The 20,285-nt window shown below is 67.2% G+C and carries 18 protein-coding genes and 1 pseudogene; 10 read left to right on the forward strand and 9 right to left on the reverse strand.

What is annotated here, in order from left to right; genetic code table 11:
* Window positions 1-62: 62 nt before the first annotated feature.
* Window positions 63-1,103 (reverse strand): annotated as a pseudogene (locus ACZYZ9_RS04220) (serine/threonine-protein kinase); the annotation flags it as partial.
* A 71-nt stretch (window positions 1,104-1,174) separates the two neighbouring features.
* Window positions 1,175-2,077 carry a peptidylprolyl isomerase gene (locus tag ACZYZ9_RS04225; RefSeq protein WP_463824972.1) on the reverse strand — a complete coding sequence of 301 codons (903 nt, stop codon included), beginning with the start codon at window positions 2,075-2,077 and terminating at the stop codon, window positions 1,175-1,177.
* Between the two features lie 70 nt (window positions 2,078-2,147).
* On the opposite strand from ACZYZ9_RS04225, the gene ACZYZ9_RS04230 reads away from it, so the two are divergent.
* The 4 genes from ACZYZ9_RS04230 (at window position 2,148) to ACZYZ9_RS04245 (ending at window position 6,596) form a co-directional block, all read left to right on the forward strand.
* Window positions 2,148-2,810: an MBL fold metallo-hydrolase gene (locus tag ACZYZ9_RS04230; protein WP_463824973.1), complete on the forward strand. Its 663-nt coding sequence runs from the start codon at window positions 2,148-2,150 to the stop codon at window positions 2,808-2,810.
* A complete protein-coding gene (gene hisS, locus ACZYZ9_RS04235) occupies window positions 2,807-4,078 on the forward strand; it encodes a histidine--tRNA ligase (RefSeq protein ID WP_463824974.1) in 1,272 nt (423 codons plus the stop codon). Before ACZYZ9_RS04230 ends, hisS begins: the two co-directional genes overlap by 4 nt.
* 171 nt (window positions 4,079-4,249) lie before the next feature.
* On the forward strand, window positions 4,250-5,500 hold the full coding sequence (locus tag ACZYZ9_RS04240) for a PE-PPE domain-containing protein (protein ID WP_463824975.1): 1,251 nt from the start codon (window positions 4,250-4,252) through the stop codon (window positions 5,498-5,500).
* A gap of 67 nt (window positions 5,501-5,567) precedes the next feature.
* Entirely contained in the window at window positions 5,568-6,596 is a 1,029-nt protein-coding gene (locus ACZYZ9_RS04245) for an Rv2578c family radical SAM protein (protein WP_463824976.1), read from the forward strand.
* A 1-nt stretch (window position 6,597) separates the two neighbouring features.
* Here the strand turns inward: ACZYZ9_RS04245 and ACZYZ9_RS04250 are convergent, their stop codons facing one another.
* On the reverse strand, window positions 6,598-8,157 hold the full coding sequence (locus ACZYZ9_RS04250) for a purple acid phosphatase family protein (protein WP_463824977.1): 1,560 nt from the start codon (window positions 8,155-8,157) through the stop codon (window positions 6,598-6,600).
* Window positions 8,158-8,230: 73 nt separating this feature from the next.
* On the opposite strand from ACZYZ9_RS04250, the gene ACZYZ9_RS04255 reads away from it, so the two are divergent.
* Together ACZYZ9_RS04255 and ACZYZ9_RS04260 are read left to right on the forward strand one after the other, a co-directional pair.
* Window positions 8,231-8,674 (forward strand): hypothetical protein, encoded by a 444-nt coding sequence (locus ACZYZ9_RS04255; RefSeq protein WP_463824979.1) that lies wholly within the window; start codon window positions 8,231-8,233, stop codon window positions 8,672-8,674.
* Between the two features lie 72 nt (window positions 8,675-8,746).
* The gene (locus tag ACZYZ9_RS04260) at window positions 8,747-11,698 is read left to right on the forward strand and encodes a DUF4132 domain-containing protein (protein WP_463824980.1); all 2,952 of its coding nucleotides are present in this window, start codon (window positions 8,747-8,749) and stop codon (window positions 11,696-11,698) included.
* Here the strand turns inward: ACZYZ9_RS04260 and ACZYZ9_RS04265 are convergent.
* A complete protein-coding gene (locus tag ACZYZ9_RS04265) occupies window positions 11,695-12,225 on the reverse strand; it encodes a helix-turn-helix domain-containing protein (RefSeq protein WP_463824981.1) in 531 nt (176 codons plus the stop codon). The genes ACZYZ9_RS04260 and ACZYZ9_RS04265 overlap by 4 nt on opposite strands.
* A 50-nt stretch (window positions 12,226-12,275) precedes the next feature.
* Between ACZYZ9_RS04265 and ACZYZ9_RS04270 the strand changes: the two genes are divergently transcribed.
* Window positions 12,276-13,070 (forward strand): aldolase, encoded by a 795-nt coding sequence (locus ACZYZ9_RS04270; RefSeq protein ID WP_463824982.1) that lies wholly within the window; start codon window positions 12,276-12,278, stop codon window positions 13,068-13,070.
* A 14-nt stretch (window positions 13,071-13,084) separates the two neighbouring features.
* Window positions 13,085-13,951, forward strand: coding sequence for a dihydrodipicolinate synthase family protein (locus ACZYZ9_RS04275; protein WP_463824983.1), 867 nt, complete (start codon window positions 13,085-13,087; stop codon window positions 13,949-13,951).
* Here ACZYZ9_RS04275 and ypfJ read toward each other — a convergent pair.
* The 3 genes from ypfJ to ACZYZ9_RS04290 are packed head-to-tail and all read right to left on the reverse strand — an operon-like array spanning window position 13,948 to window position 16,278.
* Entirely contained in the window at window positions 13,948-14,832 is an 885-nt protein-coding gene (ypfJ, locus tag ACZYZ9_RS04280; RefSeq protein ID WP_463824985.1) for a KPN_02809 family neutral zinc metallopeptidase, read from the reverse strand. The two genes, ACZYZ9_RS04275 and ypfJ, sit on opposite strands and share 4 nt — an antisense overlap.
* Window positions 14,833-14,878: 46 nt before the next feature.
* Window positions 14,879-15,379: an SRPBCC family protein gene (locus tag ACZYZ9_RS04285; RefSeq protein ID WP_463825433.1), complete on the reverse strand. Its 501-nt coding sequence runs from the start codon at window positions 15,377-15,379 to the stop codon at window positions 14,879-14,881.
* Window positions 15,380-15,390: 11 nt separating this feature from the next.
* Window positions 15,391-16,278, reverse strand: a complete 888-nt coding sequence (locus ACZYZ9_RS04290) for an oxidoreductase (protein WP_463825434.1) — start codon at window positions 16,276-16,278, stop codon at window positions 15,391-15,393.
* A gap of 46 nt (window positions 16,279-16,324) precedes the next feature.
* On the opposite strand from ACZYZ9_RS04290, the gene aspS reads away from it, so the two are divergent.
* Window positions 16,325-18,127: an aspartate--tRNA ligase gene (aspS, locus tag ACZYZ9_RS04295; RefSeq protein ID WP_463825435.1), complete on the forward strand. Its 1,803-nt coding sequence runs from the start codon at window positions 16,325-16,327 to the stop codon at window positions 18,125-18,127.
* Window positions 18,124-18,591: a nitroreductase family deazaflavin-dependent oxidoreductase gene (locus tag ACZYZ9_RS04300; protein ID WP_463824986.1), complete on the forward strand. Its 468-nt coding sequence runs from the start codon at window positions 18,124-18,126 to the stop codon at window positions 18,589-18,591. The genes aspS and ACZYZ9_RS04300 overlap by 4 nt, the downstream gene beginning before the upstream one ends.
* On the opposite strand, the gene ACZYZ9_RS04305 is transcribed toward ACZYZ9_RS04300, so the two are convergent.
* Together ACZYZ9_RS04305 and ACZYZ9_RS04310 are read right to left on the reverse strand one after the other, a co-directional pair.
* Window positions 18,578-18,967: an MmcQ/YjbR family DNA-binding protein gene (locus ACZYZ9_RS04305; protein ID WP_463824987.1), complete on the reverse strand. Its 390-nt coding sequence runs from the start codon at window positions 18,965-18,967 to the stop codon at window positions 18,578-18,580. The genes ACZYZ9_RS04300 and ACZYZ9_RS04305 overlap by 14 nt on opposite strands.
* A gap of 51 nt (window positions 18,968-19,018) precedes the next feature.
* Complete coding sequence (locus ACZYZ9_RS04310) at window positions 19,019-20,266, reverse strand: esterase/lipase family protein (protein ID WP_463824988.1); 1,248 nt, start codon at window positions 20,264-20,266, stop codon at window positions 19,019-19,021.
* Window positions 20,267-20,285: the final 19 nt, after the last annotated feature.

Raw genomic sequence — 20,285 nt, forward strand, 5'->3', positions numbered from 1 at the left:
CTCGGCTCGGGCTCCGGCGTCGTAGTGCTGCTGCTCGTTTCGCTGAACGTCGTCGTCGTCGTGGTGGACGGTGGAGCGGTGGGGGGACCGTCGTCCGCGGCGAAGAACGCGACCAACGCGGCTACCAGGACCAGCAGCAATCCCGAACCCGCAACCGTCGCGATCAGCACCGTACGGCCGCTTCCCGCCTTGGCGGGGGTCGGTGGATCGGCGATGCCCTCGGAATCCACCGGCCGCAGCCCGGTGGGCGCCTCGGCCGGCGGCGGCGGGGGCAGGGGCAGCGCGGCCCCACCCAACGCCGCGCGCGCGGCGTCGGCGAGCTCGGTGACGGTCTGATACCGGTCTTGCGGGTCTTTGGCCATCCCGCGCGCGACCACCGCGTCGAAGGCCGGCGAAATACCGGGCACCAGGACCGTCGGTCGCGGCGGAGGGGAGTGCAGATGGCCCGAGATCTGTTCTGCGAACGACTCGCCGGGGTACGGTCGCGCACCCGTCAGGCACTCGTAGAGCACACAGCCGAGCGCGTACACGTCAGCCCGCGAATCGGTTGTGCCACTGAATCTTTCCGGCGCAAGATAGGCCAGGGTGCCCATCGTGGTCCCGGTCCCGGTGAGGGCGGTGTCGGTGGTGGCGCGGGCCAGCCCGAAGTCGATCAGGTAGACGAAGTCACGGGCCGCGGCGACCAGGATGTTGGACGGCTTGACGTCACGATGCACCAGCCCGGCCCGGTGCGCGCTGTCCAGTGCTGCCGCGGTCTGCTCGATGATCGCCACCGTCTGTTCGGGGGTCAGCCGGCCGCCGTTTTCGACGATGAACTGGGCCAGATCCCGGCCCTCGACCAGGCGCATATCCACATACAGGCGACCGTCGATCTCACCGAAACTGTGGATGGGCACCACATGCGGATCGTTCAGGCTGGCCGCGGTGCGGGCCTCGCGGCGGAATCGGTGCTGGAACTCCTTGTCCTCGACCAGATGCGGCGGCAACACCTTGATCGCGACGATCCGGTCGGTCTCGGTGTCGTAGGCGCGGTAGACCTGCCCCATACCGCCGCGACCCAGCAGTCCCTGCAACTGGTATCGACCGAATGAGGTTTCGGCCACGAGTCCTCCTCCCCGGTGAGCCCGCCTTCGGGGACCCTAGCCGTTAAAGGCCGCCGTTGCCTGAAGGATCACTAATCCGTTCGTAGCGAGGTGATGGTCACGTCGACGGCCGGTCGTGTCTGGTCGCCCATGCCCACCACACCGCCGGCGGCGATCTTGTCCAGGGTGGCCAGGCCGTCGGCCTGGATGGTGCCGAACACGGTGTAGTCGGGCGGCAGCGCGGAGTCGCGGAAGACCAGGAAGAACTGGCTGCCGTTGCTGTTGGGCTGTTTGGAGTGGGCCATGGCCAGCGTGCCCCGCGGATAGATGACGGGTTGTTGCAGCTTCGGATCGCCGGGCTGGAACTGGTTGCTGGGGAACTCGTTGGCGAACTCGTAACCCGGGCCGCCCGTCCCCTCGGCTTTGGGGTCGCCGCACTGCAGGATCGACAGCCCCGGAGATGCGACCATCCGATGGCACTTGGTGTCCTTGAAGAAGTCCTGATTGGCCAGGCTGACAAAACTGTTCACCGTGCACGGCGATTTATTGTTGGCCAGCATCAGGCCGATGTTGCCCTGATTGGTGCTCATGCTCGCGCTGACCTCGGCCGGCTCGGTGGGCACCTTGCCGGTGCGCGGCGGCTTCACCGGCTTGGCGGCCGGCTCCGGCGACGCCGGGTACTGACAATTGGCGCCCACATTGGCCGGCGGCTTGAACTCCGGCATGGGCCCGGCGCCGCTGACGTCCACCGGCGGCAGGTTGCCCTGGGGTCCCGGTGCGGCGCTGCTGCTCGGCGTGGACGACGCCGACGGGGTGGCTTTGTGGTCGTCCTTCATGAAGACGAAGACGACGAGCGCCGCCACCACGGCGACCACTGTGGCCGCGGCACCGGAGATCAGCATGATGCGGCGTCTTTTAGCCTGCTTGGCGCGGCGTTCGAGCTGCCGTTCGAGTTTGCGCTTGGCGGTCTCACGGCGCTGTTTGTTCGTTGGCACGGCCGCTATCATTCCATGGCGCGGTACGGCGTTTTCGTCGCCTGTGGTCCGGGATGGGAAACTGGGCACCGTGTTGATCACCGGATTTCCCGCCGGGTTGCTGCAGTGCAATTGCTATGTGCTGGCCGAGCGACCAGGTACCGACGCCATCATCGTCGACCCCGGGCAACGGGCGATGGGTCAGCTGCGGCGCATCCTGGACCAGCACCGGCTGACCCCGGCCGCGGTGCTGATCTCCCACGGCCACATCGACCACATCTGGTCCGCCCAGAAGGTGTCGGACACCTTCGGCTGCCCCACCTACATCCATCCCGAGGACCGATTCATGCTCTCCGACCCGATCTACGGCTTGGGACCGCGCGCCGCGCAGCTGGTCGCCGGCGCATTCTTCCGCGAGCCCAAGCAGGTCGTCGAACTGGACCGCGACGGTGACAAGATCGACCTCGGCGGCATCTCGGTCAACGTCGACCACACCCCCGGGCACACCCGCGGCTCGGTGTGCTTCCGGGTGCTGGCCGACAAAGATCTGGTGTTCACCGGCGACACGTTGTTCGAACGTTCGGTCGGGCGCACCGACCTGTTCGGCGGCAGCGGCCGCGACCTGCTGCGCTCCATCGTCGATAAACTGTTGGTGCTCGACGACGCCACCGTGGTACTTCCGGGGCATGGCAACAGCACCACCATCGGCGCCGAGCGTCGTTTCAACCCGTTCCTCGAAGGTCTGAGCTCGTGAGCGACTTCGTGGCCCCGAAGGGCGTTCCCGACTATTTCCCGCCGGAATCGTCGCAGTTCGTCGCCGTGCGCGACGGGTTGTTGGCGTCGGCCCGGCGGGCCGGGTACGGCCACATCGAGCTGCCCATCTTCGAGGACACCGCGCTGTTTGCGCGCGGCGTGGGCGAATCCACCGACGTGGTGTCCAAGGAGATGTACACCTTCGCCGACCGCGGCAACCGCTCGGTGACGCTGCGCCCCGAAGGCACCGCCGGGGTGGTGCGAGCGGTGATCGAGCACGGTCTGGACCGTGGCGGGTTGCCGGTCAAGTTGTCCTATGCCGGGCCCTTCTTCCGCTACGAGCGTCCGCAGGCCGGCCGGTACCGGCAGTTGCAGCAGGTCGGTGTCGAAGCGATCGGTGTCGACGATCCCGCGCTGGACGCCGAGGTGATCGCTGTGGCCGACGCCGGATTCCGATCGCTGGGCCTGGCCGGGTTCCGCCTGGAGATCACCTCGCTCGGCGATGACAGTTGCCGTCCGCAGTATCGGGAACTGTTGCAGGATTTCTTGTTGGGCTTGCCGTTGGACGACGACACCCGGCGGCGCGCCGAGATCAATCCGCTGCGGGTCCTTGATGACAAGCGGCCCGAGGTGCGGGCGATGACGGCGCAGGCGCCGGTGTTGCTCGACCACCTCTCCGATGCCGCCAAGCAGCACTTCGACACCGTGCTGTCGCATCTGGACGCGCTCGGTGTGGCGTATGTCATCAACCCGCGGATGGTGCGCGGGCTGGACTACTACACCAAGACCACTTTCGAGTTCGTGCACGACGGACTGGGCGCCCAGTCCGGCATCGGCGGTGGTGGGCGATACGACGGTCTGATGCGCCAACTCGGCGGCCAGGACCTGTCCGGCATCGGTTTCGGGCTCGGCGTGGACCGGACGTTACTGGCGCTGCGTGCCGAAGGTAAAAGCGTGGGGTCGACGGCGCGCTGCGAGGTGTTCGGGGTGCCGCTGAGCGACGCGGCCAAGCTGCGCCTGGCGGTGCTGGCCGGGCAATTGCGGGCCGCCGGCGTGCGCGTCGATCTGGCCTACGGCGCCCGGGGGCTCAAGGGCGCTATGCGGGCCGCGGATCGCTCGGGGGCACGGTTCGCGTTGGTGGCCGGCGACCGTGATCTGGACGCCGGCACCGTAGGGGTGAAGGATCTCGGTTCCGGCGAGCAGGTTTCCGTGCCGATCGATTCGGTTGTCGCTGACATGCTTTCGCGATTGCGTGACTCCGAGCTCTAGTGATGACAGTGCATGGAGGCATCGGTTATTCACTGCCACGCTTCGAAAAGGCCGGGTGCGTCCTCGGGTCGGTCCACCTGATGCTGCGGGGTATGTGAGTAGACTCACAGCCGCTGATCGAGGGGGTTCGACAGCGTTAGCTGTTTTCCGTTCGCGTTGAGGAGGCCCCCGGTGTCGTACGTCGTCGCGGCCTCTGAGCTGTTGGCGACGGCCGCGCTGGAGTTGGGCGTGATGGAGTCGGCGCTGAGTGCGGTGAGCAGGGGCGCCGCGCAGTCCACCACGTCGCTGGCAGCTGCGGCAGCCGACGAGGTGTCAGCGCGGATCGCTGCGTTGTTCGAACGACATGGCCGGGAATTCCAGGCCGTCTCGGTCCAGGCAGCTCAATTCCACGGGCAGCTGGTGGACAATCTGACGGCGTCGGCACGGACGTATCTGAGCACCGAGATCGCCAACGTCGGACAGCTGTGGGGCAGCCCGCTGATCGGTGCTGGTGCCGAACTGCCGAACGCGGCGGCAGGCGTGCGCTTGACAGTCCCCGGTGCCGGACCGCTTTACAATCCGCGCTTCGTTCTCGAGCTGCCGTTTTTGGGACTTCCGCTGCTTGCTGGCGGTGTGCCGGGCCCGATCTCGGCGTCCCTGCTACAGGGCTACGAGCTGCTCAACGGGGCGATCGGGGGGAGGTGGTTCCCGGACAGCATCGCTTCGGTGGTCAATTACCCCGCGAGCATCGGCATCTTCAGCGGCAGCCTGAATGCCCCGGGCGCAAACGTGGCCGTTGCCATCGGCCGATTGGCACTGCACAGTCAGATCCTCGACGCGGTGGCCACGGCCGGCGGTTCACCGGTACAGATCGCCGGCTTGTCGATGGGATCGCTCGTCGTGAACAGCGAGCTGGCGTATCTGGCGGCCGACCCGACCGCACCACCGGCTCATGCTCTGCAGTTCACCGTGTTCTCGAGTCCCGAGTTGGGCCTGGCTCGCACCTACCTACCGACCGGGACGCATGTGCCGCTGATCGACTACACGAGGCAGAGCTTGCCGAACACCCAATACGACGTCAGCGTGGTCTTTGGTCAGTACGACGCCTTCGGCAACCCGCCCGATCGGCCCTGGAATATTCCAGCGGTGGTCAACGCGCTGTTCGGGACGATCTACCAGCACAACACCACATCGCTCGTGTCGTTGGCGGACACCGTGGAGCTGTCCAGCGTTACGACACCGGCCGGCGGCACGATCACCACCTACATGGTGCCCGCGCCGATCCTTCCGATGCTGTTGCCGCTCGCGCAGCTCGGTGTTCCGCAACCCATCGTCGGCTCCCTCAATTCATTGCTGCAGCCGATCGTCAATGCCGGTTATTCGTCACTGACGCCAGCGGCGGGACCCTATTTTTCCGGCGGATCCCTGGTCGGCTTGTTGTGATGCTGTCCTGACAGCCGCAGACGTCGTCCACCTTGACTTGTCATCGAACTATTGTTCGAATAGGGCAATGCGTTGGACCGGCCAAACGGTTGCCGTCAACGGCACACCCGTCGATGATGGCGCGCTGCCCGGGCTGCAGCGGATCGGCTTCGTCCGCAGCGTGCGGGTGCCGCAGTTCGAGGGCATGACGTTTCACGAGGTGTTGTGCAAGTCGGCGCTGAACAAAGTGCCGGACGCGACAGCACTGCCGTTCAGCTACACCGTCAACGGGTACCGCGGCTGCTCGCATGCCTGCCGCTATTGCTTCGCCCGGCCCACCCACGAATACCTGGACTTCGACTCCGGCGCCGATTTCGACACCCAGGTCGTGGTGAAGACCAATGTGGCCGAGGTGCTGCGCCGCGAACTGCGAAGACCGTCGTGGCGGCGTCACACCGTGGCGCTGGGCACCAACACCGACCCCTATCAGCGCGCCGAGGGTCGTTACGCGCTGATGCCCGGCATCATCTCTGCGCTCGCCGAATCCGGCACGCCGATGTCGATCCTGACCAAAGGCACCCTGTTGCGCCGGGATCTGCCGCTGATCACCGAAGCGGCGCAACGGGTTCCGCTGTCAGTGGCGGTGTCGCTGGCGGTGGGAGACCCGCAGTTGCATCGCGAGGTCGAGCCGGGCACGCCCACGCCGCAGGCACGGCTGGGTCTTGTCACCGCAATTCGCGACGCGGGCCTGGACTGCCACGTCATGGTGGCACCGGTGTTGCCGCACCTGACCGACTCCGCTGAGCACCTCGACGAGCTGCTGGGTCTGATCGCCGCGGCCGGGGCAACCAGCGTGACCGTCTTCGGCCTGCACCTGCGCGGCTCGGTCCGCGCCTGGTTCATGTCGTGGCTGGCCCGCACCCACCCGGAACTGGTCGGCAGGTACCGGGAGCTGTACCGCCGCGGCGCATATCTGCCGGCCGACTACCGCGCCGTGCTGAGCGAACGCGCCCGCCCGCTGGTCGCCAGGCACCGATTGGGCGGGGACCACCGACCGTCGTCACCGGCAATGGAAGCGGCCGTCGCGCCGGAACCCCTGCAGCCGACGCTGTTCTGAGTCAATCGCGACGCGGCTTGGTCAAAGTGAACTGATCGATCGGGGTCACGGCGCCGTACGGCCCGGTCACCGCGTAGTGCGTCGCCTTGATCGACGTGTTGCCCCCGGGCCGCCCAGGATCGACATCGAAAGACGAGAAGCCGTAGGGATTGTCGCGGTCACGGAATGCCGACCAGGGCGCGTCCTCCAGCACGTATATCGGTGTCCGGTGACCATTTTCCGGGTCGATGCCGCCGACGCCGGTGATCACCCGGCATTTCAGGTCCGCGAAGAACTTGCCGTTGGTCGGCTTCGAGGTGCCGCCCCCGCCGATGACGAGGTGCACCGTCCCGCGGGTCGGGTCGATCACGTCGGTGCGGGTGTCGACGGGGATGGGCGTTCGGGTGTCGGTGCCGAGTGCGCCGCGCAGTGGATGCGAGCGTTCGTAGTGATGCTCGTGGCCGCACAGCACCAGATCAACCTGGTACTGGTCGAACAGTGGCAGCCAGTCCTGCCGGATCCCCAGATCCGCCCCGTTGGCCTCGGCGGTGGATATCGCCGTCTGATGCATGCAGATGACCAGCCAGTCAACGTCGGGATCGCGCCGAGCCGCCGCGAGTTCTTTTTCCAGCCAACGTCGTTGCTCGCCGCCGGAGTACCCGTGCACGTAGGAGTTGCCGGCGTCCTGCAGCGCTACGTCGTCGTTCTGCAAGGCGATGACCCGCACCGAGCCGGCGGTGAACGAGTACCACAGGCCGGCGAACTCGGCACCGGCCCCCGAATCCGGCACCGCGAAGAACGTCTGAAAGGCGCCGTAACCGATTGGGCCGTTGCCTTTTTCGTTCTCGTGGTTACCCGCCGCCGGCATCCACGGTCGGTAACGCGCGGACCGGGTGTTGTTCTGGAACCAGTCCGACCAGGTGCGCACCCGATCGCTGGCGAGGTTGGCGTAGCACAGGTCACCGTTGACCAGATTGAATAGCGGCGCCATCCGCTCGATTGCTGCAGTGGTGTCGCCGGCCGCCGGTGACCCGATGTGGTCATTGGTGTACGTGCCGTTGACCAGTGTGTCCAGCATCGGCGTGGACTGGTCACCGAAACTGGTGAAGCGCAATGCCTTTCGGCCGGACGGGGCGGTTCGCAGGGTGCCCAGTTCCGGGGTGGCGCCGTCGTGCACGGCGGCGTACACGTAGTCGGTGTCGGGCGTCAAGTTGGACAGGCGCGCGTGATTGACGCGAATTTCTCTGTTGGATTTGGCATCTCGGTAGGTCCGTGTCTCGGCCGCCACCACGCTGCCGAACCCACCCGTCGGCGTGCCCAGCAGCACCCGGGGGTTGCGCACGGCGTCGGTGGTGTGCCAAGAGACCACCGCCTCCGTCCCGGCGTTGCGGCCGAACTGCAGATGCAGCCCGCCCACCGGAGGCGCGCCGACGCGATCGGGCTGGTACCAGACGCCGGGACCGCGGGACCGCAGCAGCGCAGTACCCCCCACCCCCGCGCCGGCGCCGAGCACCGCCGCCGCGGCCCCGGTTCCCAGCAGCGCGCGCCGGCTGACGCCGGTGCGTTGCGGGTCGTCGGTCATGGCTGCTTCATACCGCAGGCGGGTGAACACCAACGGAACGAGCCCAGGTAACGAATCCGGTAGCGTTTCCGATATGACGAACGTGCGAAAACTGGCGAGCGCGGTCGCAGCGGGCTTCCTCGGCGCGGCCGTGGTGGCCGCGACCCCGCCTGCGGCATCACATGCGGACCCGACGGGGCATCAGGTCACCTACACCATCGTCACCACCGGCAATCTCACCGGCAGTCTGCGCTACATCACCAGCGATCCGCCGAACCAGGCGGCCTTCGACGCCAATTCGGCGCAGTTCATGACCACCGTGCCGACGACGTTCAGCGGCGGAGAACCCCTGGTCTACAACGCGACGCTGACCAACCCGGGGCAGTGGGCGTTCATCGCTGCCAGCGGTTCCTGCCGGTGGCCCGACTGCAGCTCCGGCAACATCGCGGAGATCAAGTGTCAGATCGCTGTTGACGGCCAGGTGGTGGTGACGCAGAACGCCACCACCGCGGTCACCTGCGCTACGCGTCCCTGGTAACCGGCGCCGCGGGGAGCCGTCGGCCCCAATGGGCGCGGAATTAGCGGTTACCGGCGCACTACGGTGGTTCGCGTGGTCACCGATGCTCAGGTCGAGCGCTGGCGCGCCGCCGTTCGCACTGCGCTGGACGCCTGGGTCGAGAATGCCGACCCGACGCTTGGCCGCGACGTCGCCGAGTTCGTCGCTTCCGGAGACGCCGGGCCAGATCTAGTCGAGCGGCTGACCGCCGTCGGCGGCATCAAGACGTGGGAAACGTTGCCGCGCGACGATCGCTTGAAAGACGCTCATGCGTTGCTGCACACCATGCCTGCCCGAGTTCGACTGCGCTGGGCGGAGATGGTGCTGCTGCTCAAGCGGTACACCCTGACGCTGGCGCCGATTGCCGGCGGCGACGCCATCGAGAACCTGATCTGTGACCTCGTCGGCGAGTGGAGTTCGTTGGAGAGAAATTTCCCGGATCTCCCCGTCGGCTACGACACCCTGGATGAGATGGTTGTGGCGGCGGGCGGCAGGAGCGGCGAGTTGCTCGCGGCAGCGTTCAGCAGAGCCGCGGACCGGCCCAGCGGTTGGATGTGGCCGACCCGCAACATCCTGCTGTCGACACGCGGTTATGCCGCTGCCGTAGTCCGGCACGCCGCCGAACTCGCGCCGCTGGCCGCCGCACAAACCGGCGAGGACATCCGCGAGCGAGTGCTCGACTTGCTCGAACCTCTGGACGGCACTGCGCTCGCGGCCTTCGCGGACACCTTGGCCACGTTCATGGTGGAGGCAACCGGCAATGTTGCTGTTCGTGCCGAGCGGCTGTGTGGACGTTGTGATAGAGCGGCGCTCTTTGCCGCGTTTCAGCGTCAGGTCTCCGGGCCCCCGGCGCGCCGAGCCGCCGCCTTGCGCGCTGCATGGCGGTATGCCGATATCGACGCCGATCGCCAATGGGCAACGGCCACAGCACAATCCGACCGCGCGCCCAGCGTGCGCCTGATCGTCGACGAATGGCGCGATGCCGCGGCGCCGATTATTCCCCTCCCCGAGCCGGGGCCGGGGTGGCCGGTCGTTGATCCCACGCCGGTCCGCCCAGCCTTGGAAAGGCTTTTCGCGCGGCTCAATTCGATAGTCGTGGGCAACGATTGGGGTGGCAGCCCGCCGCCGCTGATGGGTGCGGAAGACTTGCTGACCGTCGAAACGATGCTCCGTGCCGGCCGGGCACCCGACCGGAAGAATCCATGGCCGCGGTTCGCGAATTATCGAATGCGCGAAGCGATCCGCGAATTTGCGGAGGCGGAGCATGTCGACATGGTGGTGCTACTGGTGGTGTGTCACTACCTGAGGGACCATCCCTTCGATTTCTACGAGTTCGCCGATGCTGTGCACGCCAAACTCGGCGGCCCGTCGCTGGCTGAGCTGGCCGGCTTGCTCGGTCACTTGACCGAGCAAGCCGACACCGGGCTGGTTTACCACTACGCGAAGGGCAACATAGGGCAGGGTTGGCCCTCCGCCGATGTGCTTCCGTTCCTCACTGCGAACGCTCAGTATCTGGCCGATAGGGCGATGAACGCCAGCCCCCACATCGAGTCGCCCAAGGTCTATTGGGACCTGCTGGCCGAACTTCCGGTGCTGCCGCCCGACGCGGCCGACGCACTGTTTCCCGCCGCTCTGGGGCCTAAGACCAGCAATCGGGCGCAAGCTCAGCGGGTTCTCGCCAAAGCTCCCGACCGTCGCGCCCGCATCTACACCGCGTTGGCTGACGGCCGCGTCAAGGTCCGACTGGCCGCAGCTCAATGGATAGCCCACACCGCAGACCATGCGGACGTGCCGCGGTTGGAGACCTGCCTGCGGATCGAGACCGACGACCGCGTCCGGGGGGCTCTGTTGGGGGCGCTGACCGCAGCGGGAAGGCCTGCGGCCGACTATCTGACACCCGAGCATCTGATTGCCGAAGCCGAAACGGCGCTGCGCAAAGATGCGCCGGCCGGCTTGTCCTGGTTGCTCTGGGAGCGGGTGCCGACGATGCGTTGGGAGCAGGGCCTGGCACCGGTGCCTGCGTCGGTCGTGCGTTGGCTGGTCATCAAGGCGTGTGAGGCCAACGACCCTGCGCCGGACGGAGGGCTGCGACACCACCTTGCGTTGTTCGCCGCCGAAGATCGATTTGCGTTGGGCGACTTCCTGATCGATGCCTGGACGACGGCTGACGAGTACGCCTTTCATTCCCGCCAGACTGCCCAGCAGACGGTCTCGGCCATCAAGTCCAAGGGCGTGCTGGCGGTGGTGGCCGCTTGCGCCAGCCCCAATGCGCCGACGCTGGCGGAGGAATTCCTGCGTAGTTTCGACACGGCGCGGATGGCGCAATGCAGCGCCCTGTTGACCATGCTCGGGCATATCGACAGCGTCGACGCCGTCCGGGTCCTCACGTCGGTGGCGTATCGGTCGAAGTCGGCTCGGCTGATCGAGGAGGCCGCCGCGCAACTGGCCGAGTTGCCCGCTCGGTGGGGATGGTCGGCGGACGAGGCAGCTGACCGCACAGTTCCCTACGTCGGATTCGACAACGCGGGCCGGCTGCAACTGAGTTACGGGCCCGAACCGTATTTCGCTGTGCTACAGGCGGATCTGAGTATCACGGTGTACGACGGCGACGGAAATCCGTGCACGAAAGGGGACCTGGCCGGTCCGTACAAGACGGTCCCGCGCGCGTATCTGGCGCGTGCCCGCAAGCTGCTCGCCCCGGTGGTCACCGCGCAGACCGCTCGACTGGCCGAGGCGATGCACCGGCAGCGCCGGTGGTCCGTGGCGGAGTTCGAACGCTATGTCCTCGGGCATCCGGTGCTGAGCCGATTGGCGTGCCGGTTGGTTTGGGTCGCCGAAACCGACTGCGGTCCAACGCTTTTCCGACCGCTCGGAGCTACGGCCGGGCCCGCTGGGACAGTTACCGTTCGAGTGGCGGGGGACGCCGACATGACCGCTGAGCAGGCCGCTGGCTGGCGCGCGGTGATCAATGCCGGAGACGCACCGCAGCTGTTCGACCAGGGCTAATCTGTGCGTCGGCGGTCGGGTTCTGCATGCGCGACGACGACGACGTCAGCCGGGACCCCGCCGACCGCCCGTAACGTATGCCCGACGGAGGCGTCGAAGTACGCGCTGTCGCCGGTGCCCAGGGTCACGGTCTGCTCGCCATAGCGGAGTTCGACGACTCCGGCGTGCACGAATACGAACTCCTGGCCGCTGTGGGTGGGATGCGGATCGTCGGCGGCGGCACCGGTTGGCCGAACTACGAACGGCGACATGGACTTTCCCAACAGCGAGGTGGCCAGCGCGCGGTAACGCCCCGGGTCGGGCTCGGCCCTGTCGACGACGAACGTTTCCTCGGCCGGGCTGTCGGAGAACAACCGGGCGACGTCGACGTCGAGCGCGCGAGCGACTTTGAGGGCCGCTGCTATCGACGGCGTGCTGTGCCCGCGTTCGACCTTCGACAGGTAACTCTTGGTCAGGCCGGCCCGCTCGGCCAGCTGCTCGAGGGTGAGTCCGCGTTGCCGGCGAACGGCACGGAGCAGTGCGGTCACCGGCCCAGCCTCTCATGACACAAAGTTTCCTATGCGGTACATTGTGTCACATGGTCGCCGGCTCCACGTTCTCCGACTCGAAAGCGGAACTGATGCGCCGCGCCCAGGAACAATTGGACGCCGAATCGGTCGACGGGCATCTGACCACCCGCCAGCAGGTCGCGTTGACCTGCCGGGTGCTGTTCGAGGCCGGCCACGACTCCGGGCTGGCCGGACAGATCACCGCCCGCGCCGAGCAGCCCGGCACCTACTACACCCAGCGCCTCGGCCTGGGCTTCGACGAGATCACCGCAGGCAACCTGCTGCTGGTCGATGAAGACCTCAACGTGGTGCAAGGCGAGGGAATGGCTAACCCCGCCAACCGTTTTCACAGCTGGATCTATCGGGCTCGGCCGGATGTGCAGTGCATCGTGCACACCCATCCCTTTCACGTCGCGGCGCTGTCCATGCTGGAGGTGCCGCTGATCGTCTCGCACATGGATACCACGCCGCTGTATGACGACTGCGCGTTCCTGGCCAACTGGCCGGGCGTGCCCGTCGGCAACGAGGAAGGCGAAATCATCACCGCCGCACTGGGAGACAAAAAAGCGGCGCTGCTGGCCCACCACGGACAGCTGGTAGCGGGGGCCAGCGTGGCGGAGGCGTGCTCGCTGGCGGTGCTCATCGAGCGCGCCGCCAAGCTGCAGCTCGCCGCCATGGCGGCGGGTGCGATCCAGCCGCTACCCGACGAGTTGGCCCGCGAAGCACACGACTGGACCCTGACCCCGTCGCGAAGCCGGGCGAACTTCGCCTACTACGCCAGACGAGCGCTCCAGCGGCACCCCGACGCGCTCACCGCCGGCTGAAAAGGAGCAATCGCGTGCCCACCGTTCACGGGATCATCGCCTACCCGGTCACGCCGTTCGGCGACGACGGCATCGACACCGAGCGGCTGGCCGCGCTGGTGGACCGGCTGGTCTCGTCCGGAGTCCACGCGATCGCCCCGCTCGGCAGCACCGGGGAGCTGGCCTACCTCGACGAATCGGAATTCGACACCGTTGTTGACACCACGCTGGGCGCGGTAGATGGCCGGGTGCCGGTGATCGTCGGTGTCTCAGATGTGACGACCGCCAAGACAATTCGGCGTGCCCAGTACGCGCAGCGGGCCGGCGCCGATGCGGTGATGGTGCTGCCGGTCTCCTATTGGAAGCTGTCCGACCGCGAGATCACGCAGCACTACCGCAGCATCGGTGAGGCTGTCGGAATCCCGATCATGGCCTACAACAATCCGGCCACCAGCGGCGTCGACATGCGTCCCGAATTGCTGGTCGAGATGTTCGACGGCATCGACAACCTCACCATGGTCAAGGAGTCCACCGGCGACCTGTCCCGCATGCAGCGCATCAGAGAACTCAGCGGCGGAAGGCTGCCCTTCTACAACGGCAGCAACCCGTTGGTGCTCGACGCGCTGAAGGCCGGTGCATCCGGATGGTGCACGGCCGCACCGAATCTGCGTCCCCAGCCGTGCATCGAGCTGTACGACGCGGTGCGCGCCGGCGATCTGGACCGGGCGCAGGGGCTGTACGACGACCTCAAACCGCTGCTGCAGTTCATCGTGGCGGGCGGGCTGCCCACCACCGTCAAGGCCGGACTGGACCTGCTCGGCACACCGGTCGGCGATCCCCGGGCACCGCAATTGCCGCTGGACCAGCAGGGCCGCAGCGCATTACAGCAGATCCTGACTTAACCCAGGTCGTTGGTGGCGAAGGTATCGCACTTGTTCGGGTCACCGTTCTGATATCCGATGGTGAACCACTTCTGGCGCTGCGCCGACGAGCCGTGCGTCCAGGATTCGGGGTTGACGCGACCGTTCACCTGCTCCTGGATACGGTCGTCGCCCACCGACGCCGCCGCCGACAAGGCATCGGAAATGTCCTTGTCGCTCAACGGGTTCAGGAACGGTTTGCCGGTGCTCTCCTGCGTGACGGTGGAGGCGTAGTGCGCCCACACCCCGGCGTAGCAGTCGGCCTGCAGTTCGGTGCGCACGCCACCACCTTTCGCGCCCTGCGCGCCGGACTGGGACCGGCCCAGGGTGCCCTGCAGATTTTGGATGTGGTGGCCGTACTCGTGGGCTACCACGTATTCCTCCGCGAAGGGTCCACCGCTGGACCCGAACCGGTCCACCAGCACCGAGAAGAAGTCGGTGTCGAAATACGCCGTCTTGTCCACCGGGCAGTAGAACGGTCCGACCTCGGTGCTGGCCGGTCCGCATCCGGTGCTCACCGAGCCGCTGAACAGCCGCATCTTGGGCTTGGTGTAGCCGCGAACCAGCTGCTTCCACACCGCGTCCAGCGAGTTACCGGTGGCCACCACCCGGCACTGCACGTACCTGTTGGCATCGGCCCCGGTCTTGCACTTGGTCAAGTCGAAACCGGGCGCCACGTCGCCGCTGGTGTCCACCGGCTGCTGGCTGACGATCCCGCCGGGGTCGACGCCCAGGAGCATCGCGACCACCACGATCAGCAATCCGCCGATCCCACCGCCGATGGCGATCGGACCCATCCCGCCACCGCCGCCGGACGAGGACGCAGAACTGGTATCGATCTGCATACCCTCGTTGAAGGTCATCGCACGCTCCCCGGAATCAGAGTTTGGTTACCGCGCCGCAATCAGCCTATCGCTGCGCTGTGGCGAATCGGTTGTCGGTGTAAGTACGCAGCGTGCGCAGGAATCGGCGCAGCGTGAGGTTCAGCAGCGGCGCGAACAGCGGCATCGCCAGCCGCGCCGGCCCGGCCGGTTGCACGGCCATGGTCCAGTTCAGCCGGCAACCGCCCCGAATGGCCTCAACCCGGTAATCCTCGGCTAGCGCAGCGAAAGTTTGCGTCGAGCTTCCGTTGAAGCGGAATGCGATGCGGCTGAACGGTTCCCAAGCCAGAAATTCCTCGCTGACGACGATGCCGCCGCGTAGGTCGGCGTTGCGGGTGGTGCCGACGCCGAATGGCTTCGGGCTGGTCCAGGTCACCGTCTTGATTACGGCGACCCAGCGCGGCCACGACTCGGCGTCGGAGAAGACCTCGAATAGCTGCTCGGGCGTGATGGCCAGGTCGACGCTGTTGCGAAACCGGAAGCGGGCGTTGTCGATGAAGTCCAGACCGACGTGTTCGCACGGGTGCATGGCCTCAGACATTAGCCGGGGCCTTCGCTGGCCGCGGCCAGCAACGGCACGATCACGTCGCTGATCGGGGTGGGCAGCCCGTGCCTGCGCGCCCGGCGGACGATCACCCCGTTACGCAGATCCCATTCCAGCGGTCGGTGGTGTTCGCGATCGGTCAGTATCGAAGTCGTCATGTCCTCGGGCACCGCCCGGAACGAATCGACGATCTGCCCAACGACGTCGTCGTCGAACTGGGCACCCTCGGCGCGGGCCACCGCGACGCATTCGGCCACATATCGGCGCGAGAGGGCAGCCACGTCGTCGCGGCGGAACATGCCGGATCGCCGCCCGGTCAGCACCATCAATCCGGCCAGCGCGTTGAGCAGCAGCTTGCGCCACGTCACGGTGGTGAAGTCGGGGTCGCAGTCCACCCGACAGCCCCCGGACCGCAGTAACTCTGCAACAGCTTCGGCCGCGGGTCCGGTGGGCAGCACCAGCGCGGCTTCCCCACGCAACCGCACCCACCCGTCGGGCTGGGTTTCTGCGGAGTACCACACGCTGCCGGGCACCACGGTCGACGACGGGCACAGCGGTTGCACCTGCTCGACCTGCTCGACGCCGTTCTGCAGCACCGTCACCACCGTGCGCTCATCACATAACCGAGTCAGCCAGCCTGCCGCGGCGTCGTTCTGGGTCGCCTTGACGGCCAGGATCACCACCTCGACCGGGCCGTCGACGTCGGCGGGGTCGGTGTGCACCGGCCCGGGCACCACAATCGCTGAACCCCCATCGGGCCGCAGTTCGATGCGTTCGCGTGGGGTATGGCCGCACAGCGACACCGGGTGACCGGCGCGGTGCAGCAGCGCGGCGACCGTTGTGCCGACGGCGCCGGGGCCCACGAGTGCGACAGAGGTAGGAATACCGGCAAAAGTACCGGGCGGAACCCGCCCTTTAGACTGGGCAGTCATCCAACCCAGGTCTGAAGGAGTTTTTGTGCTGCGCAGCCACGCCGCGGGTTCGCTACGGGACAGCGACGCCGGACAGCAGGTGACGTTGGCCGGTTGGGTGGCGCGCCGCCGCGATCACGGCGGTGTCATCTTCATCGACCTGCGTGACGCGTCCGGCGTCGCCCAGGTGGTCTTCCGTGAATCCGAGGTGTTGGCCCAGGCGCACCGGCTGCGCTCGGAGTTCTGCGTCGCCGTCACCGGCGTGGTCGAGATCCGCCCGGAAGGCAACGCCAACCCCGACATCGCCACCGGCGACATCGAGGTCAACGCCACCGCGCTGACCGTGCTGGGGGAGTGCGCGGCGCTGCCGTTCCAGCTCGACGAGCCGGCGGGGGAGGAGCTGCGGCTGAAGTACCGCTACCTGGATCTGCGCCGCGACGCACCGGCTGCGGCAATCCGGTTGCGCGCCAAGGTGAATGCCGCCGCCCGCGAGGTGCTGGGCCGGCACGACTTCGTCGAGATCGAGACACCGACCATCACCCGGTCCACCCCGGAAGGCGCGCGTGACTTCCTGGTGCCAGCCCGGTTGCGGCCGGGCACCTTCTATGCGCTGCCGCAGAGCCCGCAGCTGTTCAAGCAGCTGCTGATGGTGGCCGGCATGGAGCGCTACTACCAGATCGCCCGCTGCTACCGCGACGAAGATTTCCGTGCCGACCGCCAGCCCGAGTTCACTCAGCTCGACATGGAGCTCAGCTTCGTCGACGTCGACGACGTCATCGCGATCTCCGAGGAGATCCTGGCCGCGCTGTGGGCCCTGATCGGATACCAGATCCCCACCCCGATCCCGCGGATGACCTACGCCGACGCCATGCGCCGGTTCGGCTCCGACAAGCCCGACCTGCGCTTCGGTCTCGAGCTCGTCGAATGCGCAGAGTTCTTCAAAGACACGACGTTCCGGGTTTTCCAGGCACCTTATGTGGGTGCGTTGGTGATGCCCGGCGGGGCGTCCCAACCGCGGCGCACGCTGGACGGCTGGCAGGAATGGGCCAAGCAGCGCGGGCATCGGGGCCTGGCCTACGTGCTGGTGGGTGACGACGGCACGCTGGGCGGACCGGTCGCCAAGAACCTGACCGACGCCGAGCGCGACGGCCTGGCCGCTCACGTCGGCGCCGGCCCGGGCGACTGCATCTTCTTCTCGGCCGGCCCGGTGAAGCCGTCGCGCGCACTGCTGGGGGCGGCGCGCTCGGAGATCGCTCACCGGCTGGGTCTGATCGAACCCGGCAGCTGGGCGTTCGTCTGGGTGGTGGACCCGCCGTTGTTCGAGCCGGCCGACGACGCGGTGGAGGCCGGCGACGTCGCTGTCGGTTCCGGGGCGTGGACCGCGGTGCACCACGCATTCACCTCGCCGAAGGCCGAACACCAGGGCATCGTCGACAGCGACCCCGGCGCGGTGCTGGCCGACGCCTACGACATCGTCTGCAACGGCAACGAGATCGGCGGCGGCTCGATTCGTATCCACCGGCGCGATATTCAGGAGCGGGTGTTCGCGGTGATGGGCCTCGATCCCGCCGAAGCCGAGGAGAAATTCGGATTCCTGTTGGAGGCGTTCACCTTTGGCGCGCCGCCGCACGGCGGGATCGCGTTCGGCTGGGACCGGATCAATGCGTTGCTGTCCGGCGTCGACTCGATCCGCGAGGTGATCGCGTTCCCCAAAACCGGCGGTGGCGTCGACCCGTTGACCGATGCGCCCGCGCCGATCACCGCGCAGCAGCGCAAGGAGTCGGGAATAGATTTCACGCCCAAGCCGGTTCAGGGGGCATGACCGACAGGGATCTGGCTGAGCTGGCCAAGACGTTCAATCAGGACATCATCGCGGAGTTCCGCGCCAACGACGGGAAGGTGGGCGGCCAGTTCGAAGGCGCCGACCTGTTGCTGTTGCACACCACCGGCGCCAAGTCCGGCGAGCAACGGATCTCGCCGCTGGCCTACTTCGACATCGACGGCAAGCTGATCATCATCGGGTCCTTCGCTGGGGCGCCGGTGAGTCCGGCGTGGGTACACAACCTGCGGGCAAATCCTGCTGCCCGGATCGAAATCGGCACCGACGCCTACGACGTGACCGCGCGCGAACTGCCCGCCGAGGAGCGCGACGCGCTGTTCGACAAGGTCACCGCCAAGGCGCCCGGCTTCGCCGAGTATCAGTCGAAGACCACCCGGGTGATCCCGCTGTTCGAATTGCAGCGCGCACGCAGCGCAAGGGCAGCGGCAATGGCTACGACGACTTAGCCAGGAACTCCTTCACCAGCCGCCGCGGCGCCTGGGTCAGCCACGCCTCGGTGATCAACTCCTCGAGCTCGAAGAACCCGATATCGGCCAGCGTGACCAGCACGGCCGGGTAGCCGTCGAAGTGTGGGGTGGTGAAGTAGATGTCCGGCTCGTCGGCGATCAGCGCGAACTTCACGCCCTCGTCGGGCACCCGTACGCCCAGGATGTCGCCTGTCGGCGGCTGCACCCCGTGGCGCGTCAGCGCTTCGATGTCCGACCTGCGCAACGGGCGCTCCCAGGCCAGCAGCTTCTTGCCGACCCGCCAGTCGTGCTGTGAATGTTCGACGACCAGCGGCAACTCGGCGGCGATGCGCGCGACGTCGTCCCAGGTAGCCACGCCTCTCATTGTGCGCGCGTTTGCCGTGCTGAGGAATATCCAGCGCAGAAATCAGCCCACCGACATCGTTTGCTCGGCGGTCTGCTGCCCGCTCAGCCAGGTCACCAGCTTGTCGTAGACCGACGGGTGGTTGAGCAGATCGAAGTGGTTGAGGCCGGCCAGGATGAGCCCGTGTGCGGCGTCGAACGGGATCGACCGGTACTTGCCCTGACCCGCCGCGCTCTTCGGCCGGACCAGGTGGTCGCCCATCAGCAGACCCACCGCACGCGGCGCGGCGGTGGTGGAGACGAAGTGGTAGACCGCGCCGGGCAGGAACGGCACCTCCTGGCACCGGTCGCGCAGGAATTCGTCCGGGTCGCAGTCTTGCCAGTCTTCGTCGAGCAGAGCGCCGTAACGCAGGTCCTTCACGCCGGCGCTGCGGGTGTTGAGGAACTTCGACACGCCTCGGGTCTCAGGAAGCTGCGCCAGCACGAAGGATGCGGCGTTGACACCCTTTTCCAGGTCGGCTCCCAGATGCGGCGAGCCCAGGCACACCACGTGGGACACGTCGTCGGTCCACGCGTGTTCGTGCTGCTGGCCGTAGTGGCACGCGCTGCGCGAGACCAGCCCACCCATGGAATGGCCCACCAGCACCAGTTCCTCCACCGCAACCGGCCACACCGCGTACAGCCGATCGATCAGATCGGCCAGCGCCTGCCCGTTCTGGGAGATGTGCAGGCCGCTGTTGTAGCGCAGGTAGACCGGCGTGTAGCCGAGGTCCTTGCGCAGGCGTTTGCCGTAGGGGCGCAGTTCTTCGCCGGTGCGCGGTGCGCGCCACCAGGACCGCTCGGTCATGCACCAGCCGTGGGTGAAGACCACGATCCGGCTGGTGGCTTTCGGGAACGCCGTGGCGATGGCGTCCCTGCTCAACCCGACCGGCAGCCCCTTGCGGCGGATCTGCATGGTGAGCGCCAAGCCGTTGTCGCGGTTGGTCATCTCGTCGCCGTAGATGCCATTGAGCGCGGCCAGCACCCCGGCGATCCGGGGCCGGGCCTCGATCGTCTCGTCGTCCTCATTGCTGCACGTGTTGGCAGCCAACGCCCCGGCGCCGTAGAGGGACCCGCGCACCGCGTGGTCCACCAGGCTGTAGATGGCGGACGCGGTGGTGTCGTGCACCACCCGCACCGGCGCGGCTGCCGGGCCGATGGTGCCGAAGACCCGGCCGGCGATACCCCGATGAATGTCCCGGACCAGCGTGGTCAGCACCCGGGTGCCTTCCCCCGCGAGATCGGCCAGCGAACGGATTTCGTCTGCCTGCACAACAAGCTCCTTTCGGCGT

The sequence above is a fragment of the Mycobacterium sp. IDUB_28 genome (assembly GCF_055419285.1).